Origin of the sequence: Streptomyces sp. NPDC093097, from assembly GCF_044754325.1 — a bacterium.
Lineage (GTDB): Bacteria > Actinomycetota > Actinomycetes > Streptomycetales > Streptomycetaceae > Streptomyces.
Window position 1 is genome coordinate 124117 of record NZ_JBIVOW010000022.1, and the last position, 26988, is coordinate 151104.

A 26988-nucleotide genomic window follows, 5' to 3' on the forward strand; every position below is an offset into this window, starting at 1 on the left:
GCGGCTGGCACTGTTGAGGGCATGACGCGACAGACGACAACCACCAGGAGCGGCAACGCCGTTGAGGTGCGCGGTCTGGTCAAGCACTTCGGCGAGGTGAAGGCCGTCGACGGCGTGGACCTGGACGTGCGCGAGGGCACCGTGCTCGGTGTGCTCGGCCCGAACGGCGCAGGCAAGACCACCCTCGTCCGCTGCCTGTCCACCCTCTTGGTGCCGGACGCCGGCCGCGCCGTCGTGGCCGGCTGCGACGTGGTGCGCCAGCCCCGCGCGCTGCGCCGCCGGATCGGCCTGACCGGACAGTACGCCTCGGTCGACGAGAAGCTCTCCGGCTGGGAGAACCTCTACATGATCGGCCGGCTGCTGGACCTCTCCCGCAAGGAAGCCCGCACCCGCGCCGACGAGATGCTGGAGCGGTTCTCGCTGACCGAGGCTGCCAAGCGCCCCTCCGGGAAGTACTCCGGCGGCATGCGCCGCCGGCTCGACCTGGCCGCCTCGATGATCGGCCGGCCGTCGGTCCTCTACCTGGACGAGCCGACCACCGGCCTGGACCCGCGCACCCGCAACGAGGTATGGGAGGAGGTCCAGCGGATGGTCCGCGAGGGCGCCACCGTCCTGCTGACCACCCAGTACATGGAGGAGGCCGAGCAGCTCGCCCACGAGCTGGCGGTGATCGACCGCGGCCAGGTGATAGCCGAGGGCCAGGTCGAGGAGCTGAAGGCGAAGGTCGGCGGGCGGACCCTCCAGATACGGCCGACCGACGCCGGTGAACTGGACCGGATGGTGGGCGCCCTCGCCCAGGCCGGTCTGGACGGTCTCGCCGGGGCCACCGCCGACCACGGCGGGGGTGTGGTCAACGTGCCCATCGTCAGCGACGAGCAGCTGACCGCGGTGGTCGGCCTGCTCGGCGCCCGGGGCTTCGCCCTGGCCGGCATCAGCACCCATCTGCCCAGCCTGGACGAGGTGTTCCTCGCCCTCACCGGCCAGAAGACCACCGGGACCGGCGGCCCGGACGCCGCCACCTCCACGCCCGACGAGCACGAGACCTACGCGGAGGTGGGGGCATGAGCGCCGCCACGATCACGGTGGACGCCGCCCGGCCCACCGCCGACGAGGGCCGGATCGGCCTGCGGAACAGCCTGCGGCACATCGGCGCGCTGGCGCGGCGCAACCTCGTGCAGATCAAGCACGACCCGGAGACGCTGTTCGACGCGCTGCTGATGCCGATCATCTTCATCCTGCTGTTCGTCTACGTCTTCGGCGGCGCCATCGCCGGCAAGGGCAACCAGCAGGAGTACGTGCAGTATCTGGTGCCCGGCATGATGGCGATGATGGGCATGAACATCGCCATGGCGGTCGGCTCCGGCGTCAACGAGGACTTCCGCAAGGGCGTGATGGACCGCTTCCGGACGATGCCCATCGCCCGGTCCTCGGTCCTCATAGCCAAGATCGTCGTCGAGGTCGGCCGGATGCTGCTGGCCACCACGATCCTGCTGGGCATGGGCTTCCTGCTGGGCCTGGAGGTCCGCGGCTCGATACCGGCGTTCCTCGCCTCGATCGCGCTGTCCACACTCTTCGGCGCCGCCCTGATGTGGATCTTCATCCTGCTGGGGCTGAGCGTGAAGACCCCGCAGGCGGTGCAGGGCATGGCGATGCTGGTGCTGATGCCGCTCCAGTTCGGCTCGTCGATCTTCGCACCGACGCAGTCGATGCCCGGCTGGCTGGAGGGCTTCACGAAGATCAACCCGCTGTCCAACCTCGCCGACGCGGCCCGCGCGCTGATCAACGGCCATGGCCCGGTGGCCCACCCGACGCTGATCACGCTCGGCTGGGCGGTCGCCATCACCGCCGTGACGATGCCGCTCGCGGTGCGGAAGTTCCGCAACAAGACCTGACGCGACCGCCCGCGGGAGATCTCCCCGCGGGCGGCCGACGCCCGCCCGGCGCGCGTCAGATGAGGGCGGCGGCCTCGTCCAGCGACAGTCCGCCGCCCTCGGCCACGGCGGCCGCATAGGCCGCGTCGCCGAGCAGCGCGCGGGCGGCCGCCTCGGTGCGGGCCCGATCCTCGCGCACGATCAGCGGCGCCACGTGCGCCCGGCTCCACAATCCGTCGTAGGCGCCGACCAGCCGGGCCGCGTCCCGGGCCCCGGCCGCGCCGCGGACGGCCAGCAGCACCCGGGCGCCGGTCAGCAGCTGCACCACCGGCAGGTCCGGCGCCACCAGCCGCGTCAGCGAGTCGCGGTTGAGCTCCAGGGCCTGCCGCGTCCTCGGGAGGAGGTCGGCCCCGTGCCGCCCCTCGTCCACGTCCAGCGAGATCAGCGCGGCGTCCAGCACTCCCATCAAGATGTCCGGGCCGTGCACGGCGAACGCCTCCCGCACGATGCGGAGTTCTTGACGGGCCTCCTTGGTGCGCCCGTCCATCGACAACCACATGGCGAGCATCATCCGCGCGTACGGCACCGCGTCCCGGCCGCCGCTGTGGCCCTCCGCCTCGGTCAGCACCTCCCGCAGCATCCGTTCGCCGTCCTCGGCCCGGCCGTCCTCGATCATCACCCCGCCCAGCCGGGTGCGCAGCAGCAGGGTCTGGCCGTGCGCGCCCAGCTCCTCGGCGTGCACCATCGCCGCCCGGTAGTCGCGCGCCGCGCTCGCGTACTCGCCGCGCTTCTCGGCGACCTCGCCGCGCCCCGCCAGCGCCTCCGCCGCGCCCCACGCGTCGCCGAGCCGGAGGAAGATCCGCAGCGCCTCGTCGGCGTCCGCGGTCGCCTGGGCCAGGCCGCCGGGGCGGTCGTTGAGCACCTTCGAGCGCATCTGGAGGACGTAGGCCAGCTCCCAGTCGTAGCCGAAGCCGCGGCACGCCTCGACGGTGCCGTCGACCAGGTCGATCAGCTCCTCCCCCCGGTCGGCCATCATCAGCGCGTAGTGCCAGATCACCCCGGGCACCCGGCAGGTCTGCGGCATCCCGACCCGGTAGGCGGCCAGGATCCCGGCCAGCTCCTCCTGCATGTCCGGGCGGCGCAGCGCCTCCAGGTCGTTGTCGAGGGTGGTCAGCGCCACCAGCCGGACCTCGCGGCGGGCCTCCACCAACTGCTCGGGGGCCATCGGCGGCGGGGTGTCGATGGGCCGTTCGGGCAGGTCGGGGGCGGTTTCGACGGGCGGGGCGAAGGGGTTGGGGCCCATTTCGGTGGCGGCCACGGCCCAGGTGCGGGCGTCGCCGCGGTGATCGCGCAGCGACCAGAACCACTGGAGGGAGAGCACCAGGCACAGCGCCTCCTGCTCGTCACCGGCGGCGATGGCCCGGCGCAGCGCGGTGCGCAGGTTGTCGTGCTCCAGCTCCAGCCGGTCGATCGCGGGGCGCTGCCGGGGCCCGCGCAGCAACGGGTCCATGGCGCGGGCCAGTTCGCGGTGGGCGACCAGGTGGCGGCGTTCGACGGCGGCGCGCTCGCCGGCCTCGTCCAGCCGCTCCCCGGCGTACTCGGCCACCGTCTCCAGCAGCCGGTAGCGCATCGGGCCGCCGGCGCCGGGGGCGGCCACCACCAGCGACTTGTCGATCAGCGAGCCGAGCAGCCCGGCGACCTCGTAGGCGGCGACGCCACCGCCCGCGCAGACCTCCTCCGCGGCGGCCAGGTCGCAGCCCCCGGCGAAGACCGACAGCCGCCGCAGCACGGCCCGTTCGGGCTCGTCGGTGAGGTCCCAGGACCAGTCCACCACCGCGCGCAGGGTCTGCTGGCGCGGCAGCAGCGTGCGGCTCCCGTTGGTGAGCAGCCGGAAGCGGTCGTCGAGCCGGTCCGCGAGCTGACGGGGTGTCATCATGCGGAGCCGGGCGGCGGCGAGTTCGATCGCCAGCGGCAGACCGTCCAGCCGGCGGCAGATCTCCGCGCAGGCCGCCGCGGTCTCCTCGTCGGCGGCCACCTGGAAGCCGGGGCGGGCGGCGGCCCCGCGGTCGGCCAGCAGCCGCAGCGCGACCGGGTCGGGCAGCGGCTCCACCGGCCGCACCGCCTCGCCCGGTACGGCCAGCGGCTCCCGGCTGGTCGCCAGGACGGTCACGCCCGGGCAGGAGGTCAGCAGCCGCTCGACGAGCTCGGCGGCGGCGCCGATGACGTGCTCGCAGTTGTCCAGCACCAGCAGCATCCGGCGGCCCGCGCAGTGCTCGGCGAGCCGGGCGTGCGGGTCCCGGGCGGCCACGTCGGAGGCGGCCCGCAGCCCCTCGGCGGTGCCGCGGACGACCGTCTCGCGGGCGCCGAGCGCGGTCAGCACCGCCTCCGGCACCGTCCGCGGGTCGTCCACCGGCGCCAGTTCGGCCAGCCAGACCCCGTGCGGCCAGGCGTCCGGCAGCGCGGCGGCGGCGGTCTCGGCGCCCTCCTGGGAGAGCCGGGTCTTGCCGGCGCCGCCCGGGCCCAGCAGCGTCACCAGCCGGTGCGCGGACAGGTCGGCGCGGAGCGCGGCCAGTTCCTGCTCCCGGCCGACGAAGGAGGTGAGGCGGGCGCGGAGGTTGCCGGCCAGCGGCGCGGCGGGGGCGGCCGGGGGCGCTGCGGGGGCGGGCGCGGCCGGGGCCGCGGGGGCCGGCGGGAGATCGGGGCGCAGCAGTTCGGCGTGCAGGGCGCGCAGCTCCGGGCCGGGATCGGCGCCCAAGCGGTCGGCCAGGCCGGTGCGTATCTCCTCGTAGGCGGCGAGCGCCTCGGCGCTGCGGCCGGCGTCGCGCAGCGCGCGCAGCCGCAGCACCTGGAGGGGCTCGTCCAACGGGTGGTCCAGGCAGAGCGCGGTCAGGGCGGGCAGCGCCGGGGCGGCCCGGCCCAGGGCCAGGTCGGCGGCGAGGCGGAGCCGCTGGGCGTCCAGCCGGCGGCGCTCGGCGCGGGCCGCCTCGACGGCCGCGTCCGGCAGGTCGGCGAGGGCCGGGCCGCGCCACAGGGCCAGCGCCTCGTCGAGCAGGGCGGCGGCCCGGTCCGGGTCGGCGGCGTCCAGCGACCGGTCGGCCTCCGCCACGAGCCGCTCGAAGCGGTGCAGGTCCACCGCCTCCGGCCCGACGGACAGCAGATAGCCGCCGTCGACGGAGGCGATCGCCGACCGGCCCAGGGCGCGGCGCAACCGGGAGACCAACGCCTGGAGGGCGCCCGGCGCATCGGCCGGCGGGTCCGCGCCCCAGACGTCGGCGATCAGGGCGTCCGCGGGCAGCGCCCGGCCGGGGCGCAGCGCGAGCGCGGCGAGCAGCGCGCGCAGCCTGGTGCCCCCGAGGACGACGGGGGTGCCGTCGGCCCGGCCGGCCTGGGTGGTGCCGAGAATTCCGTAGCGCACCGGGACATTGTCGCCCGCCGGGGGAACTCCGTGGTGCCCGAGCGGCGTTTCCGGGGTCAGGGCGCACCCTGCGCCGCCCGCGCCCGGCGGGCGGGCCCACCGCCGGCCCGTGCGCCGGCGGCCGCACCGCGGATACGGTCGGGGGCGGCCCGTCCGCGCCCCGTGGCCGGCCACCGCCCCCGAACCACCCCCTGGAGCCCGTACCGATGACCACCGCCCTCCCGCGCGCCGACCACCGGGTCAGCCCGGTCTTCCTCGCGCTCGTCGCCGTCCTCGCGGTCTCCGGCTGGGCCGTCTGGAGCGGCACCCTCGCGGCCAACACCGGCTTCGCGGTCTTCCTGTTCGTGGTCGCCGGCTGGGTGGTGTCGCTGTGCCTGCACGAGTACGCGCACGCCCGCACCGCCCTGCACGGCGGCGACACCACGGTGCGCGCCAAGGGCTATCTCACCCTCAACCCGCTCGTCTACTCCCACGCCCTGCTGAGCATCGTGCTGCCGGTGCTCTTCGTCATCATGGGCGGGATCGGGCTGCCGGGCGGCGCGGTGTTCATCGAGCGCGGCCGGATCCGGGGCCGCTGGCGGCACAGTCTGATCTCGGCGGCCGGCCCGCTGACCAACGTGCTGTTCGCGGCGGTGGTCAGCGCACCGTTCTGGCTGGGCGCCGCGGACGGCGTGCCGGACACCTTCCGCTACGCGCTGGCGTTCCTGGCGCTGCTCCAGGTGACCGCCGCGATCCTGAACTTCCTGCCGGTGCCCGGACTGGACGGCTACGGCGTGATCGAGCCGTGGCTCTCGCACGGGGTGCGGCGGCAGGTCGAGCCGTTCGCGCCGTTCGGGATGCTGGTCGTCTTCGGCCTGCTGTGGGTGCCCGAGGTCAACCAGGTCTTCTTCGAGCTGGTGCACACCGTGCTGCGGGGCCTGGGCGTGCCGGCCTGGGACACCTACTGGGGCCAGGAGTTCTTCCGCTTCTGGCAGGGCGAGCCGCAGGTGCCGCAGCCCGGCGCGGTGTGAGGACCGGCCCGGCGGATCAGCCGGAGGTCGCGGCCCGGCGGGCCCGCTCCAGCTTCGCCTTGCGGACGTAGAACCACGCCATGTTGCTGGAGACGCCGGCCAGCAGCACCCACACGATGCCCACGAAGCTGCCCTGGACGAAGGAGACCACCGCCGCGGCGACGGCCAGCAGGCACACGGCGAGGGCGAGGACGGCGAGGCGCCGGTCCGGTCCGGACGGGGGGAGGGAGGGCATGGGGTCGGCTCCTGTCGGTCGTACGGTCGGCACCAGTGTCCCAAATGCCCCGCGGCGACCCCGCCGCGCCCTCCCCACCCCCGCCGGGCGGCCGGCTCAGATGTCGGTGACGCGCAGCCCGGCGTGCGCCTTGTAGCGGCGGTTGACCGAGATCAGGTTGGCGACCAGGGACTCGACCTGGTGGGCGTTGCGCAGCCGGCCGGCGAAGACGCCGCGCATCCCGGGGATGCGGGCGGCCAGCGCCTGCACCAGGTCGGTGTCGGCGCGGCGCTCGCCGAGCACCATCACATCGGTGTCGATCTCGGCGATCTCCGGGTCCTGGAGCAGGACGGCCGAGAGGTGGTGGAAGGCGGCGGTGACCCGGGAGTCCGGCAGCAGGGCGGCGGCCTGCTCGGCGGCGCTGCCCTCCTCCGGCTTGAGCGCGTAGGCGCCCTTCTTGTCGAAGCCGAGCGGGTTGACACAGTCGATCACCAGCTTGCCGGCCAGCTCCTCGCGGAGCGCGTCGAGGGTCTTGGCGTGGCCCTCCCAGGGCACCGCGACGATCACCACGTCGCTGCGCTGGGCGCAGTCGGCGTTGGCGGCGCCCTCGACGCCCAGGCCCAGCTCGTCGGCGGCGGTCTGCGCCCGCTCGGCGACCCGGGAGCCGATGATCACCTTGTGGCCGGCGCGGGCGAACCGGTAGGCCAGGCCGCGGCCCTGGTCGCCGGTGCCGCCGAGGACGCCGATCACCAGACCGGAGACGTCGGGCAGGTCCCAGGGGTCTCGGGCGGCCGGCTTGGCGGCGTCGGAAGGACTGGCAGACGGGGTCGCAGCAGCGTCAGAAGTAGTCATGACAGCGATACTGTCACGCCCCGGTCCACTCCCCGCGGCGCGGTCACGCCTTGACGCTCCCCTCGGTCAACCCGGTGCGCCAGTACCGCTGGAGCACCGTCATCAGGATCATCAGCGGCAGCACCGACAGCAGCGCGCCGCCGACCGTGTACTGGTAGAGCACCGGCTGCCGGTCGGCGTAGCCGATCCAGGTCGTCAGCCCCAGTTGGACGGGGTAGAGACCGGAGTCGGAGAGCATCACCAGCGGCAGGAAGTAGTTGTTCCAGATGTGTACGAACTGGAACAGGAAGACGGTGACCAGCGCCGGCCCCATCAGCCGCAGCCCCAGTCCGGCGAAGATCCGGGCCTCGCCCGCCCCGTCGATCCGGGCCGCCTCCAGGAGCGAGTCCGGCACTGCCGCGGCCGCGTAGATCCGGCACAGGTAGACCCCGAACGGGCTGACCGCGCTGGGGAGCAGCACCGCCCCGTAGGTGTCGGCCAGGCCCAGGGAGCTGAAGAGGAAGTACAGCGGCAGGGCCAGTGCGGTGGCCGGGATCAGCACCCCGGCCAGCACCAGGCCGAAGACCGTCTCGCGCCCCCGGAACGGGAACTTGGCCAGCGCATAGCCCGCGGCGGCCGACAGCAGCGTGGCGCAGACCGCGCCGAGCCCGGCGTACAGCAGGGAGTTGGCGAACCAGCGGAGGTAGACGCCGTGGTCGTAGGTGAGGACGTCGGTGAGGTACCGGACCGGCCGCGGGTGGTCGGAGAACCAGAAGCCGAAGGTGCCGAAGAGGTCGGCGCTGTTCTTGGTGGCCGAGACCACCAACCAGTAGATCGGTGCCAGGAAGTAGAGCGCGGCGACGGCCAGCAGGGAAGCGGTGATGATCCGGTGCCGGACCGGGGCCCGGGTGCTCATCCGCGGCGCCTCCCTCTCCCGTCGGGGACTGGGCTGCCGCTCCGCGCTCCGTCCCGCGCCCGCCGGGGACGCGGCCGCTCCTGCGCGCTCCCTCCCCGCCCGCCGGCCAGCCGCAGGAAGCCGAACGACGCCGCGCACGCCACCAGCGCCAGCAGCACCGCCTCGGCCGCCGCCCGGTGCGGGTTGTTGGCGACGAACGCCTCGCTGTACGCGTGCAGGTTGGGGGTGTAGCCGGAGTCGATGGACGAGGTGAGCGGGCGCAGCACCATCGGCTCGGCGAACAGCTGGAGGGTGCCGATGATGCTGAAGACCGTGGTGAGCACCAGCGCCGGCCGGATCAGCGGCAGCTTGACGTACCGGGCCGTCTGCCAGGCACTCGCGCCGTCGATCCGCGCGGCCTCGTACAGCTCGCCGGGGACGGACTTCAGCTGGGCGATCAGCACCAGCATGGTGTAGCCGGTGAACTGCCAGGTGACGATGTTGGCCAGGGACCACAGCACACTGCCGCGGGAGAGGAAGTCCACGTCCCAGCCCGCCTCTTGGGCGATCCGCACCAGCGGGCTCAGGCCGGGGACGTACAGGAAGCCCCACAGGATCGAGGCGATCACCCCCGGCACCCCGTACGGCAGGAAGAAGGCGCCGCGGAAGAAGGCGACCCAGCGGGCGGCGGCGCTCTCCAGGAGCAGCGCCAGGACGGTGGCCAGCACCGTCATCAGCGGGATCTGGACGGCGCCGAAGAGCAGCACCCGGCCGAAACCGGCCAGGAACCGGTCGTCGGCGAGCGCGTGCGCGTAGTTGGCGAGGCCGGCGAACGCCTCGTGCTGCCGGCCCAGGCCCAGCGGGCCGGTGCGTTCGGTGCGGCGGAGGCTGGTCCACACCGCGTAGCCGACCGGGGCGAGGTAGCACAGGGTGAAGAGGGTGAGGAAGGGCAGCACGAAGCCGGCCGCGGCCCGGGCGTTCCGGGCCCCGGGGCGCGCGGTCGGGCGGCGGCGCCGCGGTGGGGCCGTCATGCTCCGCTCTCCGCTTTCAGGCCCTGGTCCCGCAGGTCGGCGACGGTCTGCCGCTGCACCTTCACCAGCGCCGAGCGGAACGAGCTGCCGTCGGCGAGCGCGTCGGTGAAGGCGTCCCCGAGCTGTGCGAAGAGGGCGTCCACGCCCGGTCCCCACTGCCAGCCGGTGTCCACGTGCGCCCCCGCGTCGGCGAAGACCGCGCTGTACGCCTGGCCGCCGAAGAAGTCCGCCTCGGCGTCGAGGTCGGTGGCGCGGTAGCCGGAGGTGACGCTGGGGAAGCCGTAACCGCCCTTGACGAGCAGGGCGATCGACTCCGGGTCGGTGTTCAGCCAGAGAGCGAAGTCCAGGGCGTCCCTGGGGTAGGGCGCCGCGGCGAAGACGGCGATGGTGGAGCCGCCCCAGTTGGCGAACGCGCGGTCGCCGGGGTGCCACTGCGGCAGCGGCGCGGCCCGCCAGCCGCCCTTGGTGCCGGGCGCGTTGCCGGCCAGCAGGGCATCGCCCCAACTGGCGCCCACCCAGGCCGGGATGGCGCCGGTCTGGATGTCCCGGTACCAGGCGTCCCGGCGGTCCGGGATGGTCTTGACGAGCCCGCGCCGGACCAGCCCCTCCCAGAAGTCGGCGACCCTGCGGGTGGGTTCGTCGTCGAGGTGGACGATCCAGGTGTCGCCGTCGGAGGCGAACCACTTGGCGCCGGCCTGCCAGGCCAGACCGGCGAAGCGGTTCCCGTTGGCCGGCGCGAAGGTCTCGATCCAGGCACCGTGCCGCCGGACCGCCTCGGCCGCCGCCGCGTACTCCTCCCATGTCCCCGGCACCCGTACACCCCACCGGTCGAAGAGGTCCTGCCGGACGAACAGCCCCATCGGCCCGCTGGCCTGCGGGATGGCGTAGATGCCGGGCCCGAGGACGGACTGCCGCCACTGCCAGGCGACGAACGCGGCGCGGTGGCGGGCGGCGCCGAGCGGGGCGAGGTCGCGCAGCCCGTTGTCCATCAGGAAGCCGGGGATCACCGGGAACTCGATCTGGCCCAGATCGGGCGGGTTGCCGGCCTTGATGGCGGCGTGCATCTTGGCGTACTGCTCGCCGTTGACCGCGGAGACCTTCTCGACCTTGACCCGGACCTCCGGGTGGCGGCGGTTCCACAGGTCCACGGGCCCGTCGATGCCCGGCACCCAGGACCAGAAGGTGAGGGTGATCCGCTGGCCCCTCTTCCGCACCCGGGGTGCGCCCCCGCCGCGGTCGGCGCAGCCGGCGAGCGCCAGCCCCGCCGCGGCCGCCCCGCCCAGGACCGTTCGCCGGCGGACCCCGCCGCGCGGGGCGTCCCTGCTGGTCATGCCGGCTCCTCAAGGGGGATGCGGCGGAACGTGAGGGTCGCGTGGGCACTGAAGTCGCCCGTCTCGTAGAGCAGTCCGACGGTGTCCGGGTCGAGCCGGACGAGGTCGGAGTAGCCGGCCGGGAGCCCGCCGACGGTGTGCCGGGTGCGCCAGGTCAGCCCGCCGTCCCGGCTGGTGCGGACGGTCATCAGGGCGCGGGCGTCGGGGTGTGCGGGCCCGGAGAAGAGCAGTTCGCCGCGGTCGTCGAGGTGCAGGGTGCTGCCCTGGACCTGCGGGCCGGACAGTCCCGCCTGCGGCCGGAAGGGCCCGGCGAGGTGCTCGCCGCCGTCCGCCGAGACCGCGTCCAGGCGGCGCCAGGCGGCCGGTGCGGCGTTGCGGGCGTTCACGTAGACGGTGCCGTCGGGGAGTTCGGCGGCGGTGGTCTCGTTGGGCGCGGCGGTCGCGGCCGCCCCCGGGCCGGCGGAGCCGATCCGCCAGGTGGCGCCGTCGTCGTCGCTGAGCAGGAGGTGCCCGCCCTCGTAGCGGGGCTCGGTGCCGGTGTCCCCGGGGGCGGTGGGCGGGACGGAGTGGTTGGCGGGGACGACGAGCCGGCCGGCGTGCGGACCGTGGCGCAAGCGGAGGGCGTGCCCCGGCCCGGTGGCGTACCACCGCCAGTGGGGCAGCTTGGTCCCGGCCGTGATCTCCCGCGGCGGGCTCCAGGTGACACCGTCGTCGTCGCTGTGCTGGAGCCAGACCCGGCGGCCGTCGGCGGGCCGGACCAGGCCGCGGCGGATGCGGTCCTCGGTGGCGTCGGCGGCGGCCCGGACGTGGACGAGGAGCACCCGGCCGCCGGCGAGGACGACCGGGGCGGGGTTGCCGGCCGTACCGGTGCCGTTGCGGGCGACGCGGCGGAGCGGCCCCCAGGTGCGGCCGCCGTCGGTGGAGCGTTTGAGCACGAGGTCGATGCGGCCCGCGTCGGCGGCCGAGTCGACCCGCCCCTCGGCGAACGCCAGCACCGCCCCGGAACGCGCCCGCACCACGGCCGGGATCCGGAAGCTCGCATACCCCTCGGTCCCGGCCCGGTACGGCACGGAGCTCGCATACGCCATGGGTCACCCCCACACGGGCAAGACGTAGGACGTCCCTTGTCCTGCGGACCATAAGGAGCGGCCAACTGGCCGTCAAGGCGCGGCACATGACGCATTTCCGTGTCGGCAACGATGCCCTCGACGCGGGGTGAAATCCGGGTGAACGGGATGATCCCGATGCAATCGGGAGCCTTGCCGACACCCGGCGCGGAAGGGGCACCCGAGCCGACGACTACGGCATGGCCGCGGCGCGACCACGACCACGGCCATGGCCACCGCCGCTACGGCTGCGACTGCCGCTGCGACTGCGACTGCGACTGCGACTGCGCAGTCAACCGGCGCCGGATTCCGTCGAAGTGCCGGTGCATCGCCGCCACCGCCCGCTCCCCGTCACCCGCCTCCAACGCGTCGACGATCTCGGCGTGTTGACGGTAGGTCACCTCGGGGTCCGGCCGGACGTCGGCGAGGTCCTCGCGGACCCGGCGCAGCGCCGCCCAGAAGGCGTCCAGCACCTCGCTGAGCAGGTGGTTGCCGAGCGACCGGTACAGCGCGAGATGGAAGGCCCGGTCGGTGGCGCTCAGCACCTCGCCGCCGCGCGCCTCCTCGGCCATCCGCTGCACCAGCCCCTTGAGGACCACGAGGTCCGCCTCCGGCAGCCCGCGCGCCACGGCACCGATCAGCCCCGCCTCCAGCGCCTCCCGGACCTCCATCAGCTCGTACAGGCTGGGCTCCCCCTGGTGGTGCCGGACCGCGGCCCGGAAGGCGACGCCCTCCACGAACGGCTCCAGGCTGAGCGCGCCGACGTAGGTGCCGAAGCCGTGCCGGATCTCCACGATCCGCATGGCCTGGAGCGCCTTGAGCGCCTCGCGCACCGAGTTGCGGCTGACGTCGAGCAGGGCGACCAGGTCGAGCTCGGTCGGCAGCGGATCGCCCGGCGTCAGTCCGCGGTCCAGGATCAACTGCTTGATCCGCGCCTGGACGTCCTCGGACATCGTCCCTCGCGCCATCCCCATCGCCCTCTTCCGTCTCCCGCACCCCATGTGCCGCGCGCCGGCGGCCTGTTCGGCCCACACCGGGTACGGGAATCCTTGACCTGGTACCCGCGCGCATGCCTATTGTGACCGCGATATCGGACATCCCATGTCTGACGTCCCAGCTCAGAGCCGCCCTTGGAGCCCTCATGGCACTCCCCGCCCCGCTGCACGGCGTCATCCCCCCGGTCTGCACCCCGCTCGACCCCCATGGCGAGGTCGACACCGCCTCCCTCACCCGCCTGGTCGGCCACCTCCTCGACGCCGGCGTCCACGGCCTGTTCGCCCTGGGGTCCACCGGTGAGGCGGCCTATCTGACCAACCACCAACGGGCCACCGTCCTGGAGACGGTGGCCACCGCGGCCGCCGGCCGGGTCCCGGTCCTGGCCGGTGTCCTCGACACCACCACCGCCCGCGTCCTGGAGCACGCCCGGACCGCCGCCGCGCTCGGCGCCGACGCCCTGGTCGCGACCGCCCCCTTCTACACCCGCACCCACCCCCGCGAGACCGCCGCCCACTTCCGGCGCCTGCGCGCCGCCACCGACCTGCCCCTGATCGCCTACGACATCCCGGTGTCCGTGCACAGCAAGCTCTCCCCCGCCCTGGTCCGCGAACTGGCCGAGGACGGCACCCTCGCCGGGCTCAAGGACTCCAGCGGCGACGACGGCGCGCTGCGCCGGCTGCTGGTCGCGCTCGGCGGCCGCACCGCCCGGCAGGCCGGCCCCGCCCCCGCCTTCGCCGTCCTCACCGGTTCCGAACTCACCGCGGACGCCGCCCTGCTGGCCGGCGCCGACGGCGTCGTCCCGGGCCTGGGAAACGTCGACCCGGCGGGCTACGTCCGGCTCTACGAGGCCGCCCGGGCCGGCGACTGGCCCCGGGCCGCGGCCGAGCAGGAGCGCCTGGTCGCCCTCTTCGGCCTCACCGACACCGGCCCGGAGGCCGAGATGGGCCGCAGCTCCTCCGCCCTCGGGGGCTTCAAGGCGGCGCTCCAGCTCCTGGGCGTGATCGCGCGCCGCGACACCGCCGCCCCGCAGATCCCGTTGGGCGAGGCCTCACGCACGGAGGTAGGACGTCATCTGACCGAAGCCGGCCTGCACCCCGCCCCCTGAGACCGCCACCACTCCCCCACGCCCCCAGGACGGCACCACCACGGCCACACCGAGCGGCCCCGCCGCCCCGGCGGCAGGCAGCCCTGCACCCCGCGACCCCGCGACCCCGCGACCCCGCGACCCCGCGACCCGAGCTGCCAACCACTACCCCCGTACGGGTGACACCGCGCCGCCCCCATTCCCTCCCGGTCCACCGATACGGCACCATGCCGCGCCATGGATGCCGTACGCGTCGCCCTGCTGCGTGAGGTCCTCGCCGGAACCGAGTGGATCGCGGCCACCCGCCGCTTCGCCGGTTCGCTGCGGACCGCGGTGGCCCCGCACGGCGGCGGTCTGCTGCTGGTCGGCAGCGCCGGCTACGAGCCCTGGCACCTGGCCGCCCACCTCGACGACGAGGCCGCCTGGTCGGGCCTGCCGGAGCTGTCGCCGACGCTGATCCGCCACCGGGTGCCCGCCGGGGCGCCGCCGCACCTCGCGGTCGGCCCGGGACGGCTGGCGGCCGCCGGACGCGGCGCGACGCTGCTGGTCGTGACGCCGGAACGACCGGACGCCGGGCTGCTGGAGCGGGTGCACGACGCCCGCCGCAACGGCGCCACCGTGCTCGCCCTGGACTCCGGCGACCGCGATCTGCACACCCTGGCCCACGACGCCCTGACCGCCGCTCCACCGCCACCGCCCGGCCCCGCCGGCACCCCTGGCGCCCCGGGCACCTCGAATTTCCCCGCCGCCTCGGATTCCCCGGATGCCCCCGGCCTCGACCTGGAGACCGTCCAGCACCTGGTCAGCGCCGCCGCCGGCGAGAACAGCCGGCCCGGGCCGCGCCGCCACCGCTTCCGCGACCGCCTCACCCGCCTCGCCGAGGGGCTGGCGGCCCCGCCGCCCCCGCGCTGGTGAGGGGCCGGCCGGCCGCTACGCGTCGTCCGCGTCGTCCCGCCGGCCGCCCTTGCCCATGTCGTGCCACTTGGGGTCGGTCTCCCACTCCAGATTCCGCTCCCGCGCGGTCTCCATGGCGTGCGCCGCCTCTTCGCGCGAGGCGTACGGGCCGAAGCGGTCGGCGGCGCGGCACTGCGGGCCCTCCTCGACCGTCTTGTGCTCAAGGCAGTAGAACCACTCGCCCGGCTTGCCGACCGTCCGCCGCTTGAACAGCGCCATTGCCGCCTCCTGTGTGTGGCTCCCGTGCCCCCATCCTGCCCGACGGCCCGCGGATACACTCGCTGGCATGTCTGGCCAGTCGCTTCTTGTCCCCGGGGAGATCTCCCCCACCCGCCCCGTCCCCGCTGCGATCCGGCGCCCCGAATACGTCGGCAAGTCCGGACCGACCCCGTACACCGGGCCGGAGGTGCAGGACGCCGACACCGTCGAGCGGATGCGGATCGCCGGCCGGATCGCCGCCCAGGCGATGGCGGAGGCCGCCAAGCACATCGCCCCCGGCGTGACCACCGACGAACTCGACCGGGTCGCCCACGAGTTCATGTGCGACCACGGCGCCTATCCCTCCACGCTCGGCTACCGCGGCTTCCCCAAGTCCCTGTGCTCCTCGATCAACGAGGTCATCTGCCACGGCATCCCGGACTCCACCGTCCTGCGGGACGGCGACATCGTGAACCTCGATGTGACCGCGTACATCAACGGTGTGCACGGGGACAACAACGCCACGTATCTGTGCGGCGAGGTGGACGAGGAGTCGCGGCTGCTGGTCGAGCGCACCCAGGAGGCGCTCAACCGCGCGATCAAGGCCGTCAAGCCGGGCCGCCAGATCAACATCATCGGCCGGGTCATCGAGTCCTACGCCAAGCGCTTCGGCTACGGAGTCGTCCGCGACTTCACCGGCCACGGCATCAACTCCTCCTTCCACTCCGGCCTGATCGTTCCGCACTACGACAGCCCGCACCACACCACCGACATCAAGCCCGGCATGACCTTCACCATCGAGCCGATGCTGACGCTGGGCACCCACGAGTACGACATGTGGGAGGACGGCTGGACCGTGGTCACCAAGGACCGCAGGCGGACCGCGCAGTTCGAGCACACGCTGGTGGTCACCGAGACCGGGACGGAGATCCTTACGCTGCCCTGAACCGGACGGGAGTAGCGTTTTTACCGACAGGATGTCGGGAACAGGTTGACCGGGCCCGCTCGGCGTAGTTAGGTAACCCTGAGCTGAAGCCTGCGCGCACGCATCGGCCTGTTCCCACCGCACCACCGCGCGCCGCTCCACTCCTGTCCGCGCTCTCCCGGCCCCCGGAGGTCCGCCTTGGAAGCGCCCCATCCGACCCCGTCCACCCCCGAGCCCTCGGACGCGCCCGAGCAGGGCGCGCCCCCACCCTTCTCGACGGCTCTCCGCACGGCGTCGCACGAGCAGCACACCGAGGCCGAGAACTCCTCGTTCATGAGCCGTCTCCTGGGCGGCCGGCTGGGCGTCGCCGCCTATCGGCGCTACACCGAGCAGCTGTGGTTCATCTACCGCGCGCTCGAAGACGTCTCCCCGGACCTCGCCGCGGACCCGGTCGCGGGCCCCTTCATACGCCCCGAACTGGCCCGCACCGCCGAGCTGGAGCGCGATCTCGCCCGCCTCAGCGGCCCCCACTGGCACACCGCCGTGGACCCCCTCCCCGCCACCGCCGTCTACGCCGACCGCATCGCCACCTGCGCCCGCGACTGGCCGGCCGGCTATGTGGCCCACCACTACACCCGCTACCTCGGCGACCTCTCCGGCGGCCAGATCATCCGCGGCACCGCCGAGAAGACCTGGGGCTTCGCCCGCAAGGGCGACGGCGTCCGCTTCTACGTCTTCGACGGCATCGACAACCCGGCCGCCTTCAAGCGCGCGTACCGCGCACGGCTCGACGCGCTGCCCGTCGACGACCTGGAGAAGCAGCGCACCATCGACGAGTGCAAGCGCGCCTTCGCCCTCAACAGCACGCTCTTCCGCGAACTCGCCGAGGAATTCCCCCTGTCCGCCTGAGCCCGGCGCCTCGGCGCGACCGCCCGCCACGGCCTCACCGGACCGTCGGCACCACCGGCGTATCGGCGCGCACCCGCCCGCCGATCTCGATCGTGCCGTCCCCGCACGGCCGGGTGAACAGCCATGAGCCCGCCCCCTGGCGGATGGTCAGGGGGCGGCCCAACTGGTGCGTCAGCAGGAGCGCGGCGGCCCCGGTCGCCTCGTCCTCGACGATCCCGTCCCCGCGCCGTGGGAACGCCCGGGCGTGGACCGTGCCCGCCGCCTCGTCCTCCCAGGCCCAGGCGTAGAGCCACCCCTCGCCCGGCGGCGGCGCGGGCAACGCGTCCACCTCGGCGACCGAGCCGTACCGCTCGGTGCGGCGCTCGGTGACCCAGCCGGCCCGGGCCCGCACCCAGGTGAGGTCGCCGTCGTACCGCACGGCCGCCTCCCCCGCCGACGGCCGCAGCGCACGCACCGGCCGGCCGGTCCTCCGCAGCAACCAGGCGACGCCGACGAGGGGATGCCCGGCGAAGGGCAGGCGCACGCTGGGCGTGTGGATGTCCACCTCGACGGCGGCGGCGTCACCATCGTCCGCGGCGCCGTCGACGAACACCGTCTCGCTGTACCCGAGTTCAGCGGCAAGCGCGGCGCGATCGGCCTGCCCGGGGAGGGCGGCCCCCTCCCGCATCACGGCGAGCGCGTTACCGCCCCGCCCCGCCGGCCCGCAGAAGACACGCAACAGGTCCAGGCCGCCACGGCCGTTCGTTTCGCTCCGCTCGCTCATCCGGCCATTGTCCGCCGCCGACCTGCGCCCGGCCATGCCTCCGGGGGACGAGACCGCGGAGCCGACCGGCACCGGGAGAAAGCGACCCGGGGCGACCACGGAACCCCACCCCGCCGCCCCGGCGCAAGCCACCGGCCACCGGGTATGGTTGCGCCGAAATCGTGCCACCCCGGCGGCTCCCGTCCGCCCCGGTCGCCCCGAAGGAGCCCGAGCCCCATGACACGCAGGTCGCCGTTCCGGGTGCCCGCAGCAGTGACGTCGGCAGCAACCGCGCTGGTGGTGCTGAGCGGTTGCATGACGGTGCACGGCGAGCGCGAGGTGCTGCCCGCGGTGTCGAAGGCCGACGCCGCCCAGGCGCTCAAGAACTTCACCGACGGCTTCAACAAGGCCAACCGCACACTCGACGCGAAGGTGAACGCCTCGTTCGAGGACGGTGCCCTGCTCGCCATCGACCAGGCGGGGATAAAGGCCGCACGCGGCGTCCGCCCCAACGGCAACCCGGGCTTCAGCCCGCTGGCGTTCACGGACGCGCACTTCACCGTGCCCCAGCAGAAGGGTTGGCCGAAGTTCTTCATCGGCGACGCGCTCAGCAATCGCCGGGGCGGGGACGGCCAGAACACCCGCTGGTTCCTGGTGTTCAGCCGGGACGCGGTCAACGCGAAGTGGCGGGCGGTGTACTTGGCGACGTTCCCCGGCAACAAGGCCCCGGAGCTGAAGGTCACCGACGGCTATGCGGAGGCGGTGCCCGCGGACGGCTCGTCGGGGCTGACGGTCGATCCGGGCAAGCTGAGCCAGGCGTACGCGGACTACCTCGGCACCGGCAAGGGCGACGCGTTCGCGCCGGGCCGGGAGACCACCGGATGGCGGGACCGGCGGGCCTCGGGTGCCAACCAGCCGGGGGCCCGTATCCAGTGGGAGGACCAGCCGTCGAACCTGCCGCCGGTGGCGCTGCGGACCACGGACGGCGGGGCGCTGGTGTTCTTCTCGACCATCTACCACCAGCAGAAGACGGTCTCCAAGGGCCTGATGATCACGGTGCCGCCGGAGCTGCGCGGGATCGTGGACGGGCCGGTGAAGAAGACCACGCGGATGGCGTTCACGACGGTGTCGGGCCAGGCCGTGACCGTTCCGGCGAAGGGCACCGAAGGCAAGATCAAGGTGCTGAACCGGATCGAGGCGAAGACCTCGGCGAAGGCGCTGTAGAGGAGCACCGGAAGCGCACGGAGTGCGGCGGAGGGGCTGTCGGGCGCCAGGTGAGGCGGCGCCCGCGGCCCCTCAGTGCTGCGGGCCGCCCTGGTGCGGTCGGGGAGGTGGGACGTCGGTCAGCGCCCGATGGGCCAGGCCGCCGTCTCGTGGTCCGGTGCGCGGTCGACGAACTCGGCGCAGGCGTCGGTGAGGGTCTCCAGCAGCGTCAGCGGGTCCGGCAGCGGGAGCTCGGGGCCGCGCAGCCAGCTGACGGCGGGCTGGTCGCCGGGGAGGGTGGAGGGCGGCAGCAGGACGTAGCTGCCGCGGCAGTGCCAGCGGAAGCCGGGATGGTCGTCGAGGGTCTCGGGATGGCAGTCCAGCTCGCACGGCCACCACTCGTCCTCGTCGTCCGGGGTGCCGCGGGTGGCGGTGAAGAACAGCATCCGGCCGTCGCCGAAGCCGGCGCCGCTGAGGCTGACCGGGCCGACCTCGACGCCGGCCGCCTCCAGCCGGGCCAGCGCGCTGTGACCGGCCTCGACGGGGACGTCGAGGACGTCGTGGGCCATGCCGGTGGCGGTGACGAAGTTGGCCTCCGGGAGGGTGCGGACCCAGGCGGCGACCTTGTCGCGGTCGGTGGTGGCGACGGTCTGCCAGCCGAAGGAGACGGGGTGGCGGCCGGGGGTGGGACAGCCGATGCGCTCACAGGAACAGCCGTAGCCGGAGGGGTGGGCGGCGGGGGCGACCGGGAATCCCGCGTCGACGGCCGCCATCAGCAGGTCCTCGCGGCCGGCAGCCGCTGATCCCGTGTCCGTATCGCCGCCCGTTCCGCTCCTCGGCCGGCGCAGCCACTGGGAGAACCTGCTCTTGCGTTCCATCAATCCCCTCACTTCGAGCGGTGGTCTGGGGTCAATGCTGCCACCATCCTGGGCGCCAGGTGACCGGTGTGCGGATCCGGAGTGAACGAGGTACGGGCGAACAGGGTCATTTCACGCCATCGCCGGCCGGCCGCCCCAGCGGGTCAGTCGCGCCGCCGCAGTCCGTTGAGCACCTGGTCGACGAGGGTGTCGACAAAGGCGTGGGTGAGCTCCCCGGTGCGCATCAGCCAGCGTTGTGAGAAGGGACTCAGCAGCATCTCGGCGGCGATCCGGACGTCGGTGTCCGGATCCAGTTCGCCGGCGTCCCGGGCGGCGCGGAGCCGGTCGACGTAGGCGCGGATGCCGGGCTCCATGAGGCGGCCGACGAAGGTGCGGGAGAGCTCCTCGTCGTTGGCACCGGCCGCGGCGAGGGCGCGGTAGGGGGCCTGCCAGGCGGCGTCGTTGAACTCGTCGGCGGTGGCGCGCAGCACGGACTTCAGGTCGGCGGCGAGGTCGCCGGTGTCGGGGAGCCCCTCCTGGTCGTACTCCTCGACGACGGCGCCGAAGGCGTCCAGGAGGACGGCGGCCTTCGAGGGCCACCAGCGGTAGATGGTCTGCTTGCCGACGCCGGCGCGGGCGGCGATGCCCTCGATGGTGAGCTTGTCGTAGCCGACCTCGCCGACGAGGGCGAGGGCGGCGTCGAAGATGGCGCGGCGGGAGCGTTCGCTGCGGCGGGTGGGGTCGGGGGCTGCTTTGTTGGCCATGGAGGGGAGTGTAACGAGGGGAAGGCGAGACGTATCGTCTTGACAAGACGGTTCGTCTCGCTCAAGGATGAGGGCCTGCGAGAGCGAGACGAGTCGTCTCGCTTCGAGTGCGGGGGTTCAGATGCACGGGAGCGCCCCGCCGGACACCCTCCACAGGAAGGAACTCGCCTTATGAGCAAGGGAAATGCAGGCGGAATGCTCGGCATCGGCGGCACCCGCAGCACGCTCTCGCGGGGTGCGCTGCGCGGCGGCGCGGGCGGGCGCACCCCGAGCGCGCCGGGCCCGCACGATCCGCGGGAACAGCGGCAGGAGCTGCTACGGAAGATGCAGGAGCGGACCCGGAGCACCTGACGGAGAGCACCTGAGGCGACGCGGCCCTATGGCGCACCGGCGGGTGCACCATAGGGCCGCTTTCGGCCTCCGCCGTCGCGGGCCGGCCTCAGTGCGGCCAGGCGTCGCCCCAGGCCGCGTCGCGGGCCTCCCGGTAGGCCGCGCCGTGCCGCTTGGTGACGGTGTCCCGGCGCAGCGCGTCGTCCGCGGTGCACAGGTCCAGCAGGACCTGGCCCTTGCGGAGCTGCGGCTTGCGGACGATCCGGGCGGCGGCCGGCGTGGCCGGGCTGCGGGTGGCGGCGACGTAGCTGAACTTCTCGTCCTCGTAGGCCAGCGAGCCGCCCTTGACCTGGCGGTGCAGCGAGGAGCGGCTGACCCGGACGGAGAAGTGGCACCAGTCCTCCCCCAGGGCGATCGGGCAGGCGGCGCTGTGCGGGCACGGCGCGACGATCCGCAGCCCGGCGGCGACCAGTTGCTCGCGGGCCTCGCGGATCCGCAGATAGCCCTCGGGGGTGCCCGGTTCGATCAGGACGACGGCCTCGGCGGCGGCCGCGGCGGCGACCACCGCGCGGCGGTCCTCGGGACGCAGCTCGCCCAGGACGTAGGAGACGGTGACCAGGTCGGTGCCGTCGGGGAGGGTGAGGCCCTCGCCGAGGGCCTGGCGGCGCCAGGTGACGTCCGGGAGGATTCCGGCGGCCAGTTCGCGGCCGAGGTCGAGGGCGGGCTGCGCCCAGTCCAGGACGGTGCTGTGCGGGCCGTCCCAGGTGGCGGCGGTGGCCCAGGTGGCCGCGCCGGTGCCGCCGCCGACGTCGACGTGGGTGGCCGGGGACCAGTCGGGGACCCGGGCGGCGAAGGCGGCCAGCGCGGCCCGCACCGCCTCGAAGGTGGCCGGCATCCGGTAGGCCGCGTAGGCGGCGACGTCGCCGCGGTCCCGGAGGACGGGGGCGTCGGTGGGGGTGCGGCCCCGGTAGTTGGCGATCAGCCGCTCGACGGCCTGCGCAGCCTGCTTGGGCGGCAGGCCGTCGAGCAGGCCCGCCAGGGCGGCGCGCAGTTCGTCGTGCATTCGGGAAAGTTTACGGGGGTCCGGGACGGGGGTGTGCCGGGCCCGGGCGGGATCAGGCGGCGGCCGCCGCGCGGGCGAGGCGGGTGGCGGCCGCGGCGCGCGGGGCGCTGCCGCCCGTCCGGCGCCGAGGGTGGACGGTGTTGGCGAGCAGCACCAGGAAGGTGTCGGTGGCGCGGTCCAGGACCAGGCTGGTGCCGGTGAACCCGGCGTGCCCGGCCGCGCCCCGGCCCGCCAACTCGCCCATGAAGTACGGCTGATCGACGGCGAAGCCGAGTCCGGGCGGGTCGAGCAGGGCGGCGACCGAGGCCGGGGGGAGGATCCGGGCGGTGCCGTACGCGCCGCCGTTGAGCAGCGTCCGGCAGAGCACGGCCAGGTCCTGGGCGGTGGAGAACAGCCCGGCGTGGCCGGCGACGCCGCCGAGCGCCCAGGCGTTCTCGTCGTGCACCGTGCCGCGCAGCAGGCCCCGGTCGGCCTTGGCCCAGGGGCGCCGCTGGTCCTCGGTGGCGGCCACGCCCTGGGGGGCCAGCGGGCCGTAGCCGGTGCTGGTCAGGCCGAGCGGGCCGGTGATGCCGTCGCGGACCAGGGCGTCCAGGGGGCGTCCGGTGAGTCCCTCCAACAGCAGCTGGAGGGCGATGAGGTTGAGGTCGGAGTAGCGGTACCCGCCGTACGGGCCGCCGGTGGGGGCGGCCGCCTCGGCCCACAGCAGCGCCAGTTGGTCGGCGCGGTCGCGGTGCTCGTAGAAGGGCAGCTCGGGGGCGAGGCCGGAGGTGTGCCGGAGCAGGTCGCGGACGGTGGTGCCGGGGGCGAAGGCCGGCAGGTGGGCGGCGACCGGCCCGTCGAGGGCGAGCCGGCCGCGCTCGGCCTGCTGCACGGCGACGAGGGCGGTGAAGAGCTTGCTGACCGAGGCGAGGTCGAAGACGGTGCCGACCCGCATCGGCTCCCACAGGTCGCGGGGCAGGTCCAGGCCCCGGTCGCGCGCGGGGTCGTAGGCGCGGTAGCGCAGTGCCCAGCCGGCGGCGGCCTCGGCGGCGACCACCGGGCCCCGGCCGGCCAGCACCACCGCTCCCGCACACCACGGCTGACGGCCTTCGGGCAGCGCGCGCACGCCGGCGACCAGCCGTGCCATCCAGGCGGGGTGGAGGCCCGCCTCGGCCGGCGTCCCGGGCTTGAGTCTGGTGGCGTTCAGCGTGCGGTCCTCTCGCCGGCGGTGCGTTCCTCCTTACGCTGCCACGGACGGCACATCCCCAGGAAGCTCACGAGCGCGAGAACGGCGCACGACAGCTGGACGACGGCCATCGGCACGGCCGTCCGCTCGCCGGCGATGCCCACCAGCGGCGAGGCGACCGCGCCGAGCAGGAACGTCGAGGTGCCCAGCAGCGCGGAGGCGGAGCCGGCCGCGTGCGGGGTGCGCAGCAGGGCCAGGGTGTTGGTGCTGGGCATCACCAGGCCCATCGCGGACATCAGCACGAACAGCCCGGCGGCCACCGGGACCAGGCCGGCCTTCCCGAAGACCCCGGACGTGAGCAGCAGCAGGGCCGCGGCGGCCAGGGCGATCACCACCAGGCCGACGCCCAGCACCTTCTCCAGGCCGACCCGGCCGACCAGCAGCTTGCCGTTGATCTGGCCGACGGCGACGAGCCCGATGGAGTTGAGCCCGAAGAGCAGGCTGAAGGTCTGCGGGGAGGCGCCGTAGATCTCCTGGACGACGAACGGCGAGGCGGAGATGTAGGCGAAGAGCGCGGCGAAGGCGAAGGCGCCCACCAGGAGGTAGCCGGAGAAGGCCCGGTCGGCGAGGAGGTCGCGCATGGTGCGCAGGGCCGGCCCGAGGCCACCGGGCCGGCGGCGCGCCGGCGGCAGCGTCTCGCCCAGCCGGCGCCAGACCAGGAGGGTGAGCAGCACGCCGACCACGGTCAGCACGACGAAGACGCCGCGCCAGTCGGTGATCCGCAGGATCTGGCCGCCCAGGAGCGGGGCGGCCACCGGCGCCACCCCGGAGATCAGCATCAGCGTGGCGAAGAACCGGGCCATCGCCACCCCGTCGTACAGGTCGCGCACCACGGCGCGGGCGATGACGATGCCGGCCGCGCCGGCCAGTCCCTGGAGCAGGCGGAAGGCGATGAGGAGTTCGGCGTTGGTGGCGAAGGCGCACAGGGCGGTGGCCAGGACGTAGAGGACCATGCCGACGAGCAGCGGGCGGCGGCGGCCCCACTTGTCGCTCATCGGGCCGACGATCAGCTGGCCCAGGGCCATACCGGCCAGGCAGGTGGTGAGGGTCAGCTGGACGGTGGCGGCCGGGCTGTGCAGGGCTGCGGTGACCTGCGGGAGCGCCGGCAGGTACATGTCCATGGAGAGCGGCGGGAGCGCGGTCAGGCCGCCGAGGACGAGGGTGACGAGCAGGCTGGTGCGGCGGGGCGCGGCCGTGGGGGCGGCGGGCGCGTCCCGCCCGGATATGGCGGGCTGTCCGGCGGCGTCGTCCTGGGTCTCGGCGGCGGGGGCGCCGGGCTCTGTCATGAGCGTCTCCATGGGTCGGTGATGTCGGCACCCATGGTGGCACGCGGTGGTCGGCGCGACCGCGGTTCTTTGGACCTACCTCCGGTCATCCGTCCGCCCTACGCCCGCTCTCCGATCCGTCCCCCCGCCGGTCCTCCGTCCGCCCTACCTCTGTCCTACGCCCCGTCCCCTCCTCTCGTCCCACGTCCCACCTGGGTCCTCCCCCGGTGCCCGCGCCTTCCTCCGGGGGCCACCGGGGCGCGCGGGCCGCCCGCCACCCCGTCAACTGCCGCCCGCCCCACGGCTCCTGACACCGCCTCCCGGCACGCGCCCGGTTCGCGCCGGTTCGCGCCCCGTCCGCCGTTACGCTGCCGCCATGGCATATGACGCAGCGCGGGCAGGGGCGGCACGGACGACGCCGGTGGCACGGACCGGGCCGGAGGGCGGGACCGCGACCGCGCCCCGGCCGACGCTCCCGGCGCCCTCCTCGCGGGGCCGCACCCCGTGGACGGCCCCCGTGCCCCAGGAGGTCAGGGAGGGCGACGCGGCGGGCCGGAAGGTGGCCGTGGTCACCGGGGCGGGTTCGGGCATCGGGCGGGCGGTCGCCCTGGCGCTGGCCGCCGACCACTGGACGGTGGTCCTGGCCGGCCGGCGCGCGGAGGCCCTGGAGGAGACCGCCCACCAGGTGGGCTACGCGGGCGTCGAGCGCCCCGCGGTGCTGTCCGTCCCGACCGACGTCACCCGCCCCGACCAGGTCGACGCCCTCTTCGCCACGGCCCGCGACCGCTTCGGCCGGCTGGACCTGCTCTTCAACAACGCGGGCGCCTTCGGCCCGCCGGTCCCGCTGGAGGAGCTCTCCTACGACGACTGGCGGGCGGTGGTCGACGTCAACCTCAACGGCGCCTTCCTGTGCGCCCGGGCCGCGTTCCGCACGATGAAGGAGCAGGACCCGCAGGGCGGGCGGATCATCAACAACGGCTCGGTCTCCGCCCATGCGCCGCGGCCGCACTCGATCGCGTACACCGCCACCAAGCACGCGATGACCGGACTGACCAAGTCGCTGTCCCTGGACGGCCGTCCGTACCGGATCGCCTGCGGCCAGATCGACATCGGCAACGCGGCCACCGAGATGACCAGCCGGATGCAGACCGGAATCCTCCAGGCCAGCGGCCGCACCGAGGTCGAACCGGTCATGGACGCCGCCGACGTGGCCCGTACGGTCGTGCACATGGCGGCGCTCCCGCTGGCGGCCAACGTGCAGTTCGCGACGGTGATGGCGACGGCCATGCCCTACATCGGGCGGGGTTGAGGGGCAGAGGGGCGGAGCGGGCCGCCCGGGCTCGCCGGCGGGCGGCGCGCGGACGGGCGGGCGGGCGGGCGCGCGCGGACGGGCGGGCGGGCGCCGTGCGGACGAGCGGGCGGCGTGCGGGTGGGCGTCGGCGGACCGCTCCGCTGGGAGGACGTGGGACGTCCGAGAGCGCGGGTGGGGTACGGCGGGCGCCCGGTCCTGCCGCGTCCCCTTCGGTCCCGCCCCGGTCCTCGCCCGGCCCGCGGACCTGAGTGACCGGGTGCGTTCACCGCAGTACGAGCGTGTTCACCGAAGCACGGGTGCGTTCACCGCCGCACGCGCGTGCTCACCGCCGCACGGGTACGTTCAGCGGCGCCCGGGTACCGCGCACGCCCCGTTCCGCGGCACGCAGGACGCCGTGATCGCCTCGTGTGCCGCCCCGGACGGATGGACGATCGACCCGCCCTCCTGGTGCCCGGCCCCGAAGGTGTCGTCCCGCCAGCCCAGCAGCGCCGACACCACCACCACGATCAGCAGCAGCACCATGAACAGCAGCAACGGCCGGGCCCGCACCAGCCATCGACGCACCCGCCCGGACCGCCGGCCGTTCCCGCGGTACGCCCCCCGCGTACCCGCGGCGCCCCGGCCCGTCGCCGCGTCCGTTCCCGTCCCGGGCCGGCGGCGCCACCCCAACGCCCGCCCGATCCGTCTCTTCCAATACACCAGCCGGTAGTAGTGCTTCAGCACCTCGGCGCCCCCTCGTGTGACTACCCCGGAAAGCCACGAGGGTACTGCCCGGCGGCGCCCGCGACGCCCGTCGGCACCGCCTCGAACACAAGCCGGCGTGACCGGAGCGGCGGTCACCGCACCGCCCCCTGCGCCCGCCCCGAGGCGGCCGCGACCACCGCCCCGCGCACGGGGCGAGGGCTTTCGGCGGTCAGCGCCTGGCTAGGGTGGCGGGGAAGCGCAATGACCGTGCCACCAGCAGGAGGTGACAAGTGGGGCCGTCCGACACCCCGTTGATCCGCGTGCCCGTCGGGGAGGGCTCCGATCGGTGGGCGAGCCGGGCGACGCGCCGGCGCGTTCTGCTCGTGGTGCACAACGTCACCTCCGCCGGGCGCCTGTTGGACGTCCTACCTCTCTTCCATGACGACTTCCGGGTGCAGCTGCTGGTCACCTCGACCGGATCGTCCGCGTTCCAGGGCGGAATCCGCGAGCTGTTCGCCGAGTTGGGCCTGCCCGTGGTCCCCTGGGAACAGGCCCTGGCGACCCCGGTGGACCTCGCCGTGTCCGCCAGCTTCGGAGGTCAACTCCATGCGTTGCAGGGCAGGTTGAGTGTCCTTTCGCACGGCGTTGGATACACTAAGAAGCTCGCCCAGCCGGGAGCCGGGAGCCGGGAGCCGGGAGCCGGGAGCCGGGAGCCGGGAGCCGGGAGCCGGGAGCCGGGAGCCGGGAGCCGGGAGCCGGGAGCCGGGAGCCGG

At 74.4% G+C, this 26988-nt stretch carries 26 protein-coding genes and 1 pseudogene; 11 read left to right on the forward strand and 16 right to left on the reverse strand.

From position 1 onward, the window contains the following. The first annotated feature begins 21 nt into the window (after positions 1-21). Together ACIQE0_RS30725 and ACIQE0_RS30730 are read left to right on the forward strand one after the other, a co-directional pair. Complete coding sequence (locus tag ACIQE0_RS30725) at positions 22-1065, forward strand: ATP-binding cassette domain-containing protein (RefSeq protein WP_366331938.1); 1044 nt, start codon at positions 22-24, stop codon at positions 1063-1065. Continuing rightward, positions 1062-1892, forward strand: a complete 831-nt coding sequence (locus ACIQE0_RS30730) for an ABC transporter permease (RefSeq protein WP_366331939.1) — start codon at positions 1062-1064, stop codon at positions 1890-1892. The genes ACIQE0_RS30725 and ACIQE0_RS30730 overlap by 4 nt, the downstream gene beginning before the upstream one ends. Positions 1893-1947: 55 nt before the next feature. On the opposite strand, the gene ACIQE0_RS30735 is transcribed toward ACIQE0_RS30730, so the two are convergent. Next, entirely contained in the window at positions 1948-5286 is a 3339-nt protein-coding gene (locus ACIQE0_RS30735) for an AfsR/SARP family transcriptional regulator (protein WP_402338432.1), read from the reverse strand. A gap of 206 nt (positions 5287-5492) precedes the next feature. On the opposite strand from ACIQE0_RS30735, the gene ACIQE0_RS30740 reads away from it, so the two are divergent. Continuing rightward, positions 5493-6296, forward strand: a complete 804-nt coding sequence (locus tag ACIQE0_RS30740) for a site-2 protease family protein (protein ID WP_384099906.1) — start codon at positions 5493-5495, stop codon at positions 6294-6296. Positions 6297-6312: 16 nt separating this feature from the next. Here the strand turns inward: ACIQE0_RS30740 and ACIQE0_RS30745 are convergent, their stop codons facing one another. The 7 genes from ACIQE0_RS30745 to ACIQE0_RS30775 all read right to left on the reverse strand — a co-directional run bounded on the left by ACIQE0_RS30745 (position 6313) and on the right by ACIQE0_RS30775 (position 12672). After that, on the reverse strand, positions 6313-6531 hold the full coding sequence (locus tag ACIQE0_RS30745; protein ID WP_366331942.1) for a hypothetical protein: 219 nt from the start codon (positions 6529-6531) through the stop codon (positions 6313-6315). 96 nt (positions 6532-6627) lie between these two features. Further along, a complete protein-coding gene (gene npdG / locus ACIQE0_RS30750) occupies positions 6628-7362 on the reverse strand; it encodes an NADPH-dependent F420 reductase (protein WP_366331943.1) in 735 nt (244 codons plus the stop codon). Positions 7363-7405: 43 nt separating this feature from the next. Next, on the reverse strand, positions 7406-8257 hold the full coding sequence (locus ACIQE0_RS30755; protein WP_384099904.1) for a carbohydrate ABC transporter permease: 852 nt from the start codon (positions 8255-8257) through the stop codon (positions 7406-7408). Next, positions 8254-9267, reverse strand: a complete 1014-nt coding sequence (locus ACIQE0_RS30760; protein ID WP_402338438.1) for a carbohydrate ABC transporter permease — start codon at positions 9265-9267, stop codon at positions 8254-8256. The genes ACIQE0_RS30755 and ACIQE0_RS30760 overlap by 4 nt, the downstream gene beginning before the upstream one ends. After that, complete coding sequence (locus tag ACIQE0_RS30765; protein WP_402338441.1) at positions 9264-10598, reverse strand: ABC transporter substrate-binding protein; 1335 nt, start codon at positions 10596-10598, stop codon at positions 9264-9266. Before ACIQE0_RS30765 ends, ACIQE0_RS30760 begins: the two co-directional genes overlap by 4 nt. Next, positions 10595-11686, reverse strand: coding sequence for an exo-alpha-sialidase (locus tag ACIQE0_RS30770; protein WP_402338444.1), 1092 nt, complete (start codon positions 11684-11686; stop codon positions 10595-10597). The genes ACIQE0_RS30765 and ACIQE0_RS30770 overlap by 4 nt, the downstream gene beginning before the upstream one ends. Positions 11687-11946: 260 nt before the next feature. After that, on the reverse strand, positions 11947-12672 hold the full coding sequence (locus ACIQE0_RS30775) for a FadR/GntR family transcriptional regulator (protein ID WP_402338510.1): 726 nt from the start codon (positions 12670-12672) through the stop codon (positions 11947-11949). Between the two features lie 173 nt (positions 12673-12845). On the opposite strand from ACIQE0_RS30775, the gene ACIQE0_RS30780 reads away from it, so the two are divergent. After that, the gene (locus ACIQE0_RS30780; protein WP_366331948.1) at positions 12846-13805 is read left to right on the forward strand and encodes a dihydrodipicolinate synthase family protein; all 960 of its coding nucleotides are present in this window, start codon (positions 12846-12848) and stop codon (positions 13803-13805) included. Positions 13806-14021: 216 nt separating this feature from the next. Then, a complete protein-coding gene (locus tag ACIQE0_RS30785; RefSeq protein ID WP_402338448.1) occupies positions 14022-14699 on the forward strand; it encodes a hypothetical protein in 678 nt (225 codons plus the stop codon). Positions 14700-14714: 15 nt separating this feature from the next. On the opposite strand, the gene ACIQE0_RS30790 is transcribed toward ACIQE0_RS30785, so the two are convergent. Next, on the reverse strand, positions 14715-14957 hold the full coding sequence (locus ACIQE0_RS30790; protein WP_366331950.1) for a hypothetical protein: 243 nt from the start codon (positions 14955-14957) through the stop codon (positions 14715-14717). Positions 14958-15024: 67 nt separating this feature from the next. On the opposite strand from ACIQE0_RS30790, the gene map reads away from it, so the two are divergent. Together map and ACIQE0_RS30800 are read left to right on the forward strand one after the other, a co-directional pair. Next, positions 15025-15882, forward strand: coding sequence for a type I methionyl aminopeptidase (gene map / locus ACIQE0_RS30795; protein ID WP_366331951.1), 858 nt, complete (start codon positions 15025-15027; stop codon positions 15880-15882). 177 nt (positions 15883-16059) lie between these two features. Next, the gene (locus tag ACIQE0_RS30800) at positions 16060-16770 is read left to right on the forward strand and encodes a heme oxygenase (biliverdin-producing) (protein WP_402338452.1); all 711 of its coding nucleotides are present in this window, start codon (positions 16060-16062) and stop codon (positions 16768-16770) included. A 34-nt stretch (positions 16771-16804) separates the two neighbouring features. Here the strand turns inward: ACIQE0_RS30800 and ACIQE0_RS30805 are convergent, their stop codons facing one another. Further along, the gene (locus ACIQE0_RS30805; RefSeq protein ID WP_402338454.1) at positions 16805-17533 is read right to left on the reverse strand and encodes a PhzF family phenazine biosynthesis protein; all 729 of its coding nucleotides are present in this window, start codon (positions 17531-17533) and stop codon (positions 16805-16807) included. Positions 17534-17749: 216 nt separating this feature from the next. On the opposite strand from ACIQE0_RS30805, the gene ACIQE0_RS30810 reads away from it, so the two are divergent. Beyond that, the gene (locus ACIQE0_RS30810) at positions 17750-18736 is read left to right on the forward strand and encodes a hypothetical protein (RefSeq protein WP_402338457.1); all 987 of its coding nucleotides are present in this window, start codon (positions 17750-17752) and stop codon (positions 18734-18736) included. A gap of 119 nt (positions 18737-18855) precedes the next feature. Here the strand turns inward: ACIQE0_RS30810 and ACIQE0_RS30815 are convergent, their stop codons facing one another. Beyond that, entirely contained in the window at positions 18856-19593 is a 738-nt protein-coding gene (locus ACIQE0_RS30815; protein ID WP_366331955.1) for a bifunctional DNA primase/polymerase, read from the reverse strand. A 143-nt stretch (positions 19594-19736) separates the two neighbouring features. Further along, positions 19737-20336, reverse strand: a complete 600-nt coding sequence (locus ACIQE0_RS30820) for a TetR/AcrR family transcriptional regulator (protein WP_366331956.1) — start codon at positions 20334-20336, stop codon at positions 19737-19739. 171 nt (positions 20337-20507) lie between these two features. On the opposite strand from ACIQE0_RS30820, the gene ACIQE0_RS30825 reads away from it, so the two are divergent. Next, entirely contained in the window at positions 20508-20687 is a 180-nt protein-coding gene (locus ACIQE0_RS30825; RefSeq protein WP_402338462.1) for a DUF6243 family protein, read from the forward strand. 88 nt (positions 20688-20775) lie between these two features. Here ACIQE0_RS30825 and ACIQE0_RS30830 read toward each other — a convergent pair whose 3' ends face one another. The 3 genes from ACIQE0_RS30830 to ACIQE0_RS30840 are packed head-to-tail and all read right to left on the reverse strand — an operon-like array spanning position 20776 to position 24240. Beyond that, positions 20776-21729, reverse strand: coding sequence for a small ribosomal subunit Rsm22 family protein (locus tag ACIQE0_RS30830; protein ID WP_366331958.1), 954 nt, complete (start codon positions 21727-21729; stop codon positions 20776-20778). Between the two features lie 52 nt (positions 21730-21781). Then, positions 21782-22855, reverse strand: a complete 1074-nt coding sequence (locus ACIQE0_RS30835) for a serine hydrolase domain-containing protein (RefSeq protein ID WP_402338466.1) — start codon at positions 22853-22855, stop codon at positions 21782-21784. 56 nt (positions 22856-22911) lie between these two features. After that, positions 22912-24240, reverse strand: coding sequence for a multidrug effflux MFS transporter (locus tag ACIQE0_RS30840; RefSeq protein ID WP_366331960.1), 1329 nt, complete (start codon positions 24238-24240; stop codon positions 22912-22914). 355 nt (positions 24241-24595) lie between these two features. Between ACIQE0_RS30840 and ACIQE0_RS30845 the strand changes: the two genes are divergently transcribed. Continuing rightward, a complete protein-coding gene (locus ACIQE0_RS30845; RefSeq protein ID WP_402338470.1) occupies positions 24596-25528 on the forward strand; it encodes an SDR family oxidoreductase in 933 nt (310 codons plus the stop codon). Between the two features lie 345 nt (positions 25529-25873). Here the strand turns inward: ACIQE0_RS30845 and ACIQE0_RS30850 are convergent, their stop codons facing one another. Beyond that, entirely contained in the window at positions 25874-26254 is a 381-nt protein-coding gene (locus tag ACIQE0_RS30850; protein WP_402338473.1) for a hypothetical protein, read from the reverse strand. Positions 26255-26505: 251 nt separating this feature from the next. Between ACIQE0_RS30850 and ACIQE0_RS30855 the strand changes: the two are divergent. Further along, positions 26506-26988: pseudogene (locus tag ACIQE0_RS30855) on the forward strand (hypothetical protein); the annotation flags it as partial.

Bases quoted from the DNA above. Each gene is read 5' to 3' on its own strand.
- ACIQE0_RS30725 (WP_366331938.1), top strand. From the start codon at position 22: ATGACGCGACAGACGACAACCACCAGGAGCGGCAACGCCGTTGAGGTG.
- ACIQE0_RS30730 (WP_366331939.1), top strand. From the start codon at position 1,062: ATGAGCGCCGCCACGATCACGGTGGACGCCGCCCGGCCCACCGCCGAC.
- ACIQE0_RS30740 (WP_384099906.1), top strand. From the start codon at position 5,493: ATGACCACCGCCCTCCCGCGCGCCGACCACCGGGTCAGCCCGGTCTTC.
- ACIQE0_RS30745 (WP_366331942.1), bottom strand. From the start codon at position 6,531: ATGCCCTCCCTCCCCCCGTCCGGACCGGACCGGCGCCTCGCCGTCCTC.
- npdG (WP_366331943.1), bottom strand. From the start codon at position 7,362: ATGACTACTTCTGACGCTGCTGCGACCCCGTCTGCCAGTCCTTCCGAC.
- ACIQE0_RS30755 (WP_384099904.1), bottom strand. From the start codon at position 8,257: ATGAGCACCCGGGCCCCGGTCCGGCACCGGATCATCACCGCTTCCCTG.
- ACIQE0_RS30760 (WP_402338438.1), bottom strand. From the start codon at position 9,267: ATGACGGCCCCACCGCGGCGCCGCCGCCCGACCGCGCGCCCCGGGGCC.
- ACIQE0_RS30765 (WP_402338441.1), bottom strand. From the start codon at position 10,598: ATGACCAGCAGGGACGCCCCGCGCGGCGGGGTCCGCCGGCGAACGGTC.
- ACIQE0_RS30770 (WP_402338444.1), bottom strand. From the start codon at position 11,686: ATGGCGTATGCGAGCTCCGTGCCGTACCGGGCCGGGACCGAGGGGTAT.
- ACIQE0_RS30775 (WP_402338510.1), bottom strand. From the start codon at position 12,672: ATGGCGCGAGGGACGATGTCCGAGGACGTCCAGGCGCGGATCAAGCAG.
- ACIQE0_RS30780 (WP_366331948.1), top strand. From the start codon at position 12,846: ATGGCACTCCCCGCCCCGCTGCACGGCGTCATCCCCCCGGTCTGCACC.
- ACIQE0_RS30785 (WP_402338448.1), top strand. From the start codon at position 14,022: ATGGATGCCGTACGCGTCGCCCTGCTGCGTGAGGTCCTCGCCGGAACC.
- ACIQE0_RS30790 (WP_366331950.1), bottom strand. From the start codon at position 14,957: ATGGCGCTGTTCAAGCGGCGGACGGTCGGCAAGCCGGGCGAGTGGTTC.
- map (WP_366331951.1), top strand. From the start codon at position 15,025: ATGTCTGGCCAGTCGCTTCTTGTCCCCGGGGAGATCTCCCCCACCCGC.
- ACIQE0_RS30805 (WP_402338454.1), bottom strand. From the start codon at position 17,533: ATGAGCGAGCGGAGCGAAACGAACGGCCGTGGCGGCCTGGACCTGTTG.
- ACIQE0_RS30810 (WP_402338457.1), top strand. From the start codon at position 17,750: ATGACACGCAGGTCGCCGTTCCGGGTGCCCGCAGCAGTGACGTCGGCA.
- ACIQE0_RS30815 (WP_366331955.1), bottom strand. From the start codon at position 19,593: ATGGAACGCAAGAGCAGGTTCTCCCAGTGGCTGCGCCGGCCGAGGAGC.
- ACIQE0_RS30820 (WP_366331956.1), bottom strand. From the start codon at position 20,336: ATGGCCAACAAAGCAGCCCCCGACCCCACCCGCCGCAGCGAACGCTCC.
- ACIQE0_RS30825 (WP_402338462.1), top strand. From the start codon at position 20,508: ATGAGCAAGGGAAATGCAGGCGGAATGCTCGGCATCGGCGGCACCCGC.
- ACIQE0_RS30830 (WP_366331958.1), bottom strand. From the start codon at position 21,729: ATGCACGACGAACTGCGCGCCGCCCTGGCGGGCCTGCTCGACGGCCTG.
- ACIQE0_RS30835 (WP_402338466.1), bottom strand. From the start codon at position 22,855: ATGGCACGGCTGGTCGCCGGCGTGCGCGCGCTGCCCGAAGGCCGTCAG.
- ACIQE0_RS30840 (WP_366331960.1), bottom strand. From the start codon at position 24,240: ATGACAGAGCCCGGCGCCCCCGCCGCCGAGACCCAGGACGACGCCGCC.
- ACIQE0_RS30845 (WP_402338470.1), top strand. From the start codon at position 24,596: ATGGCATATGACGCAGCGCGGGCAGGGGCGGCACGGACGACGCCGGTG.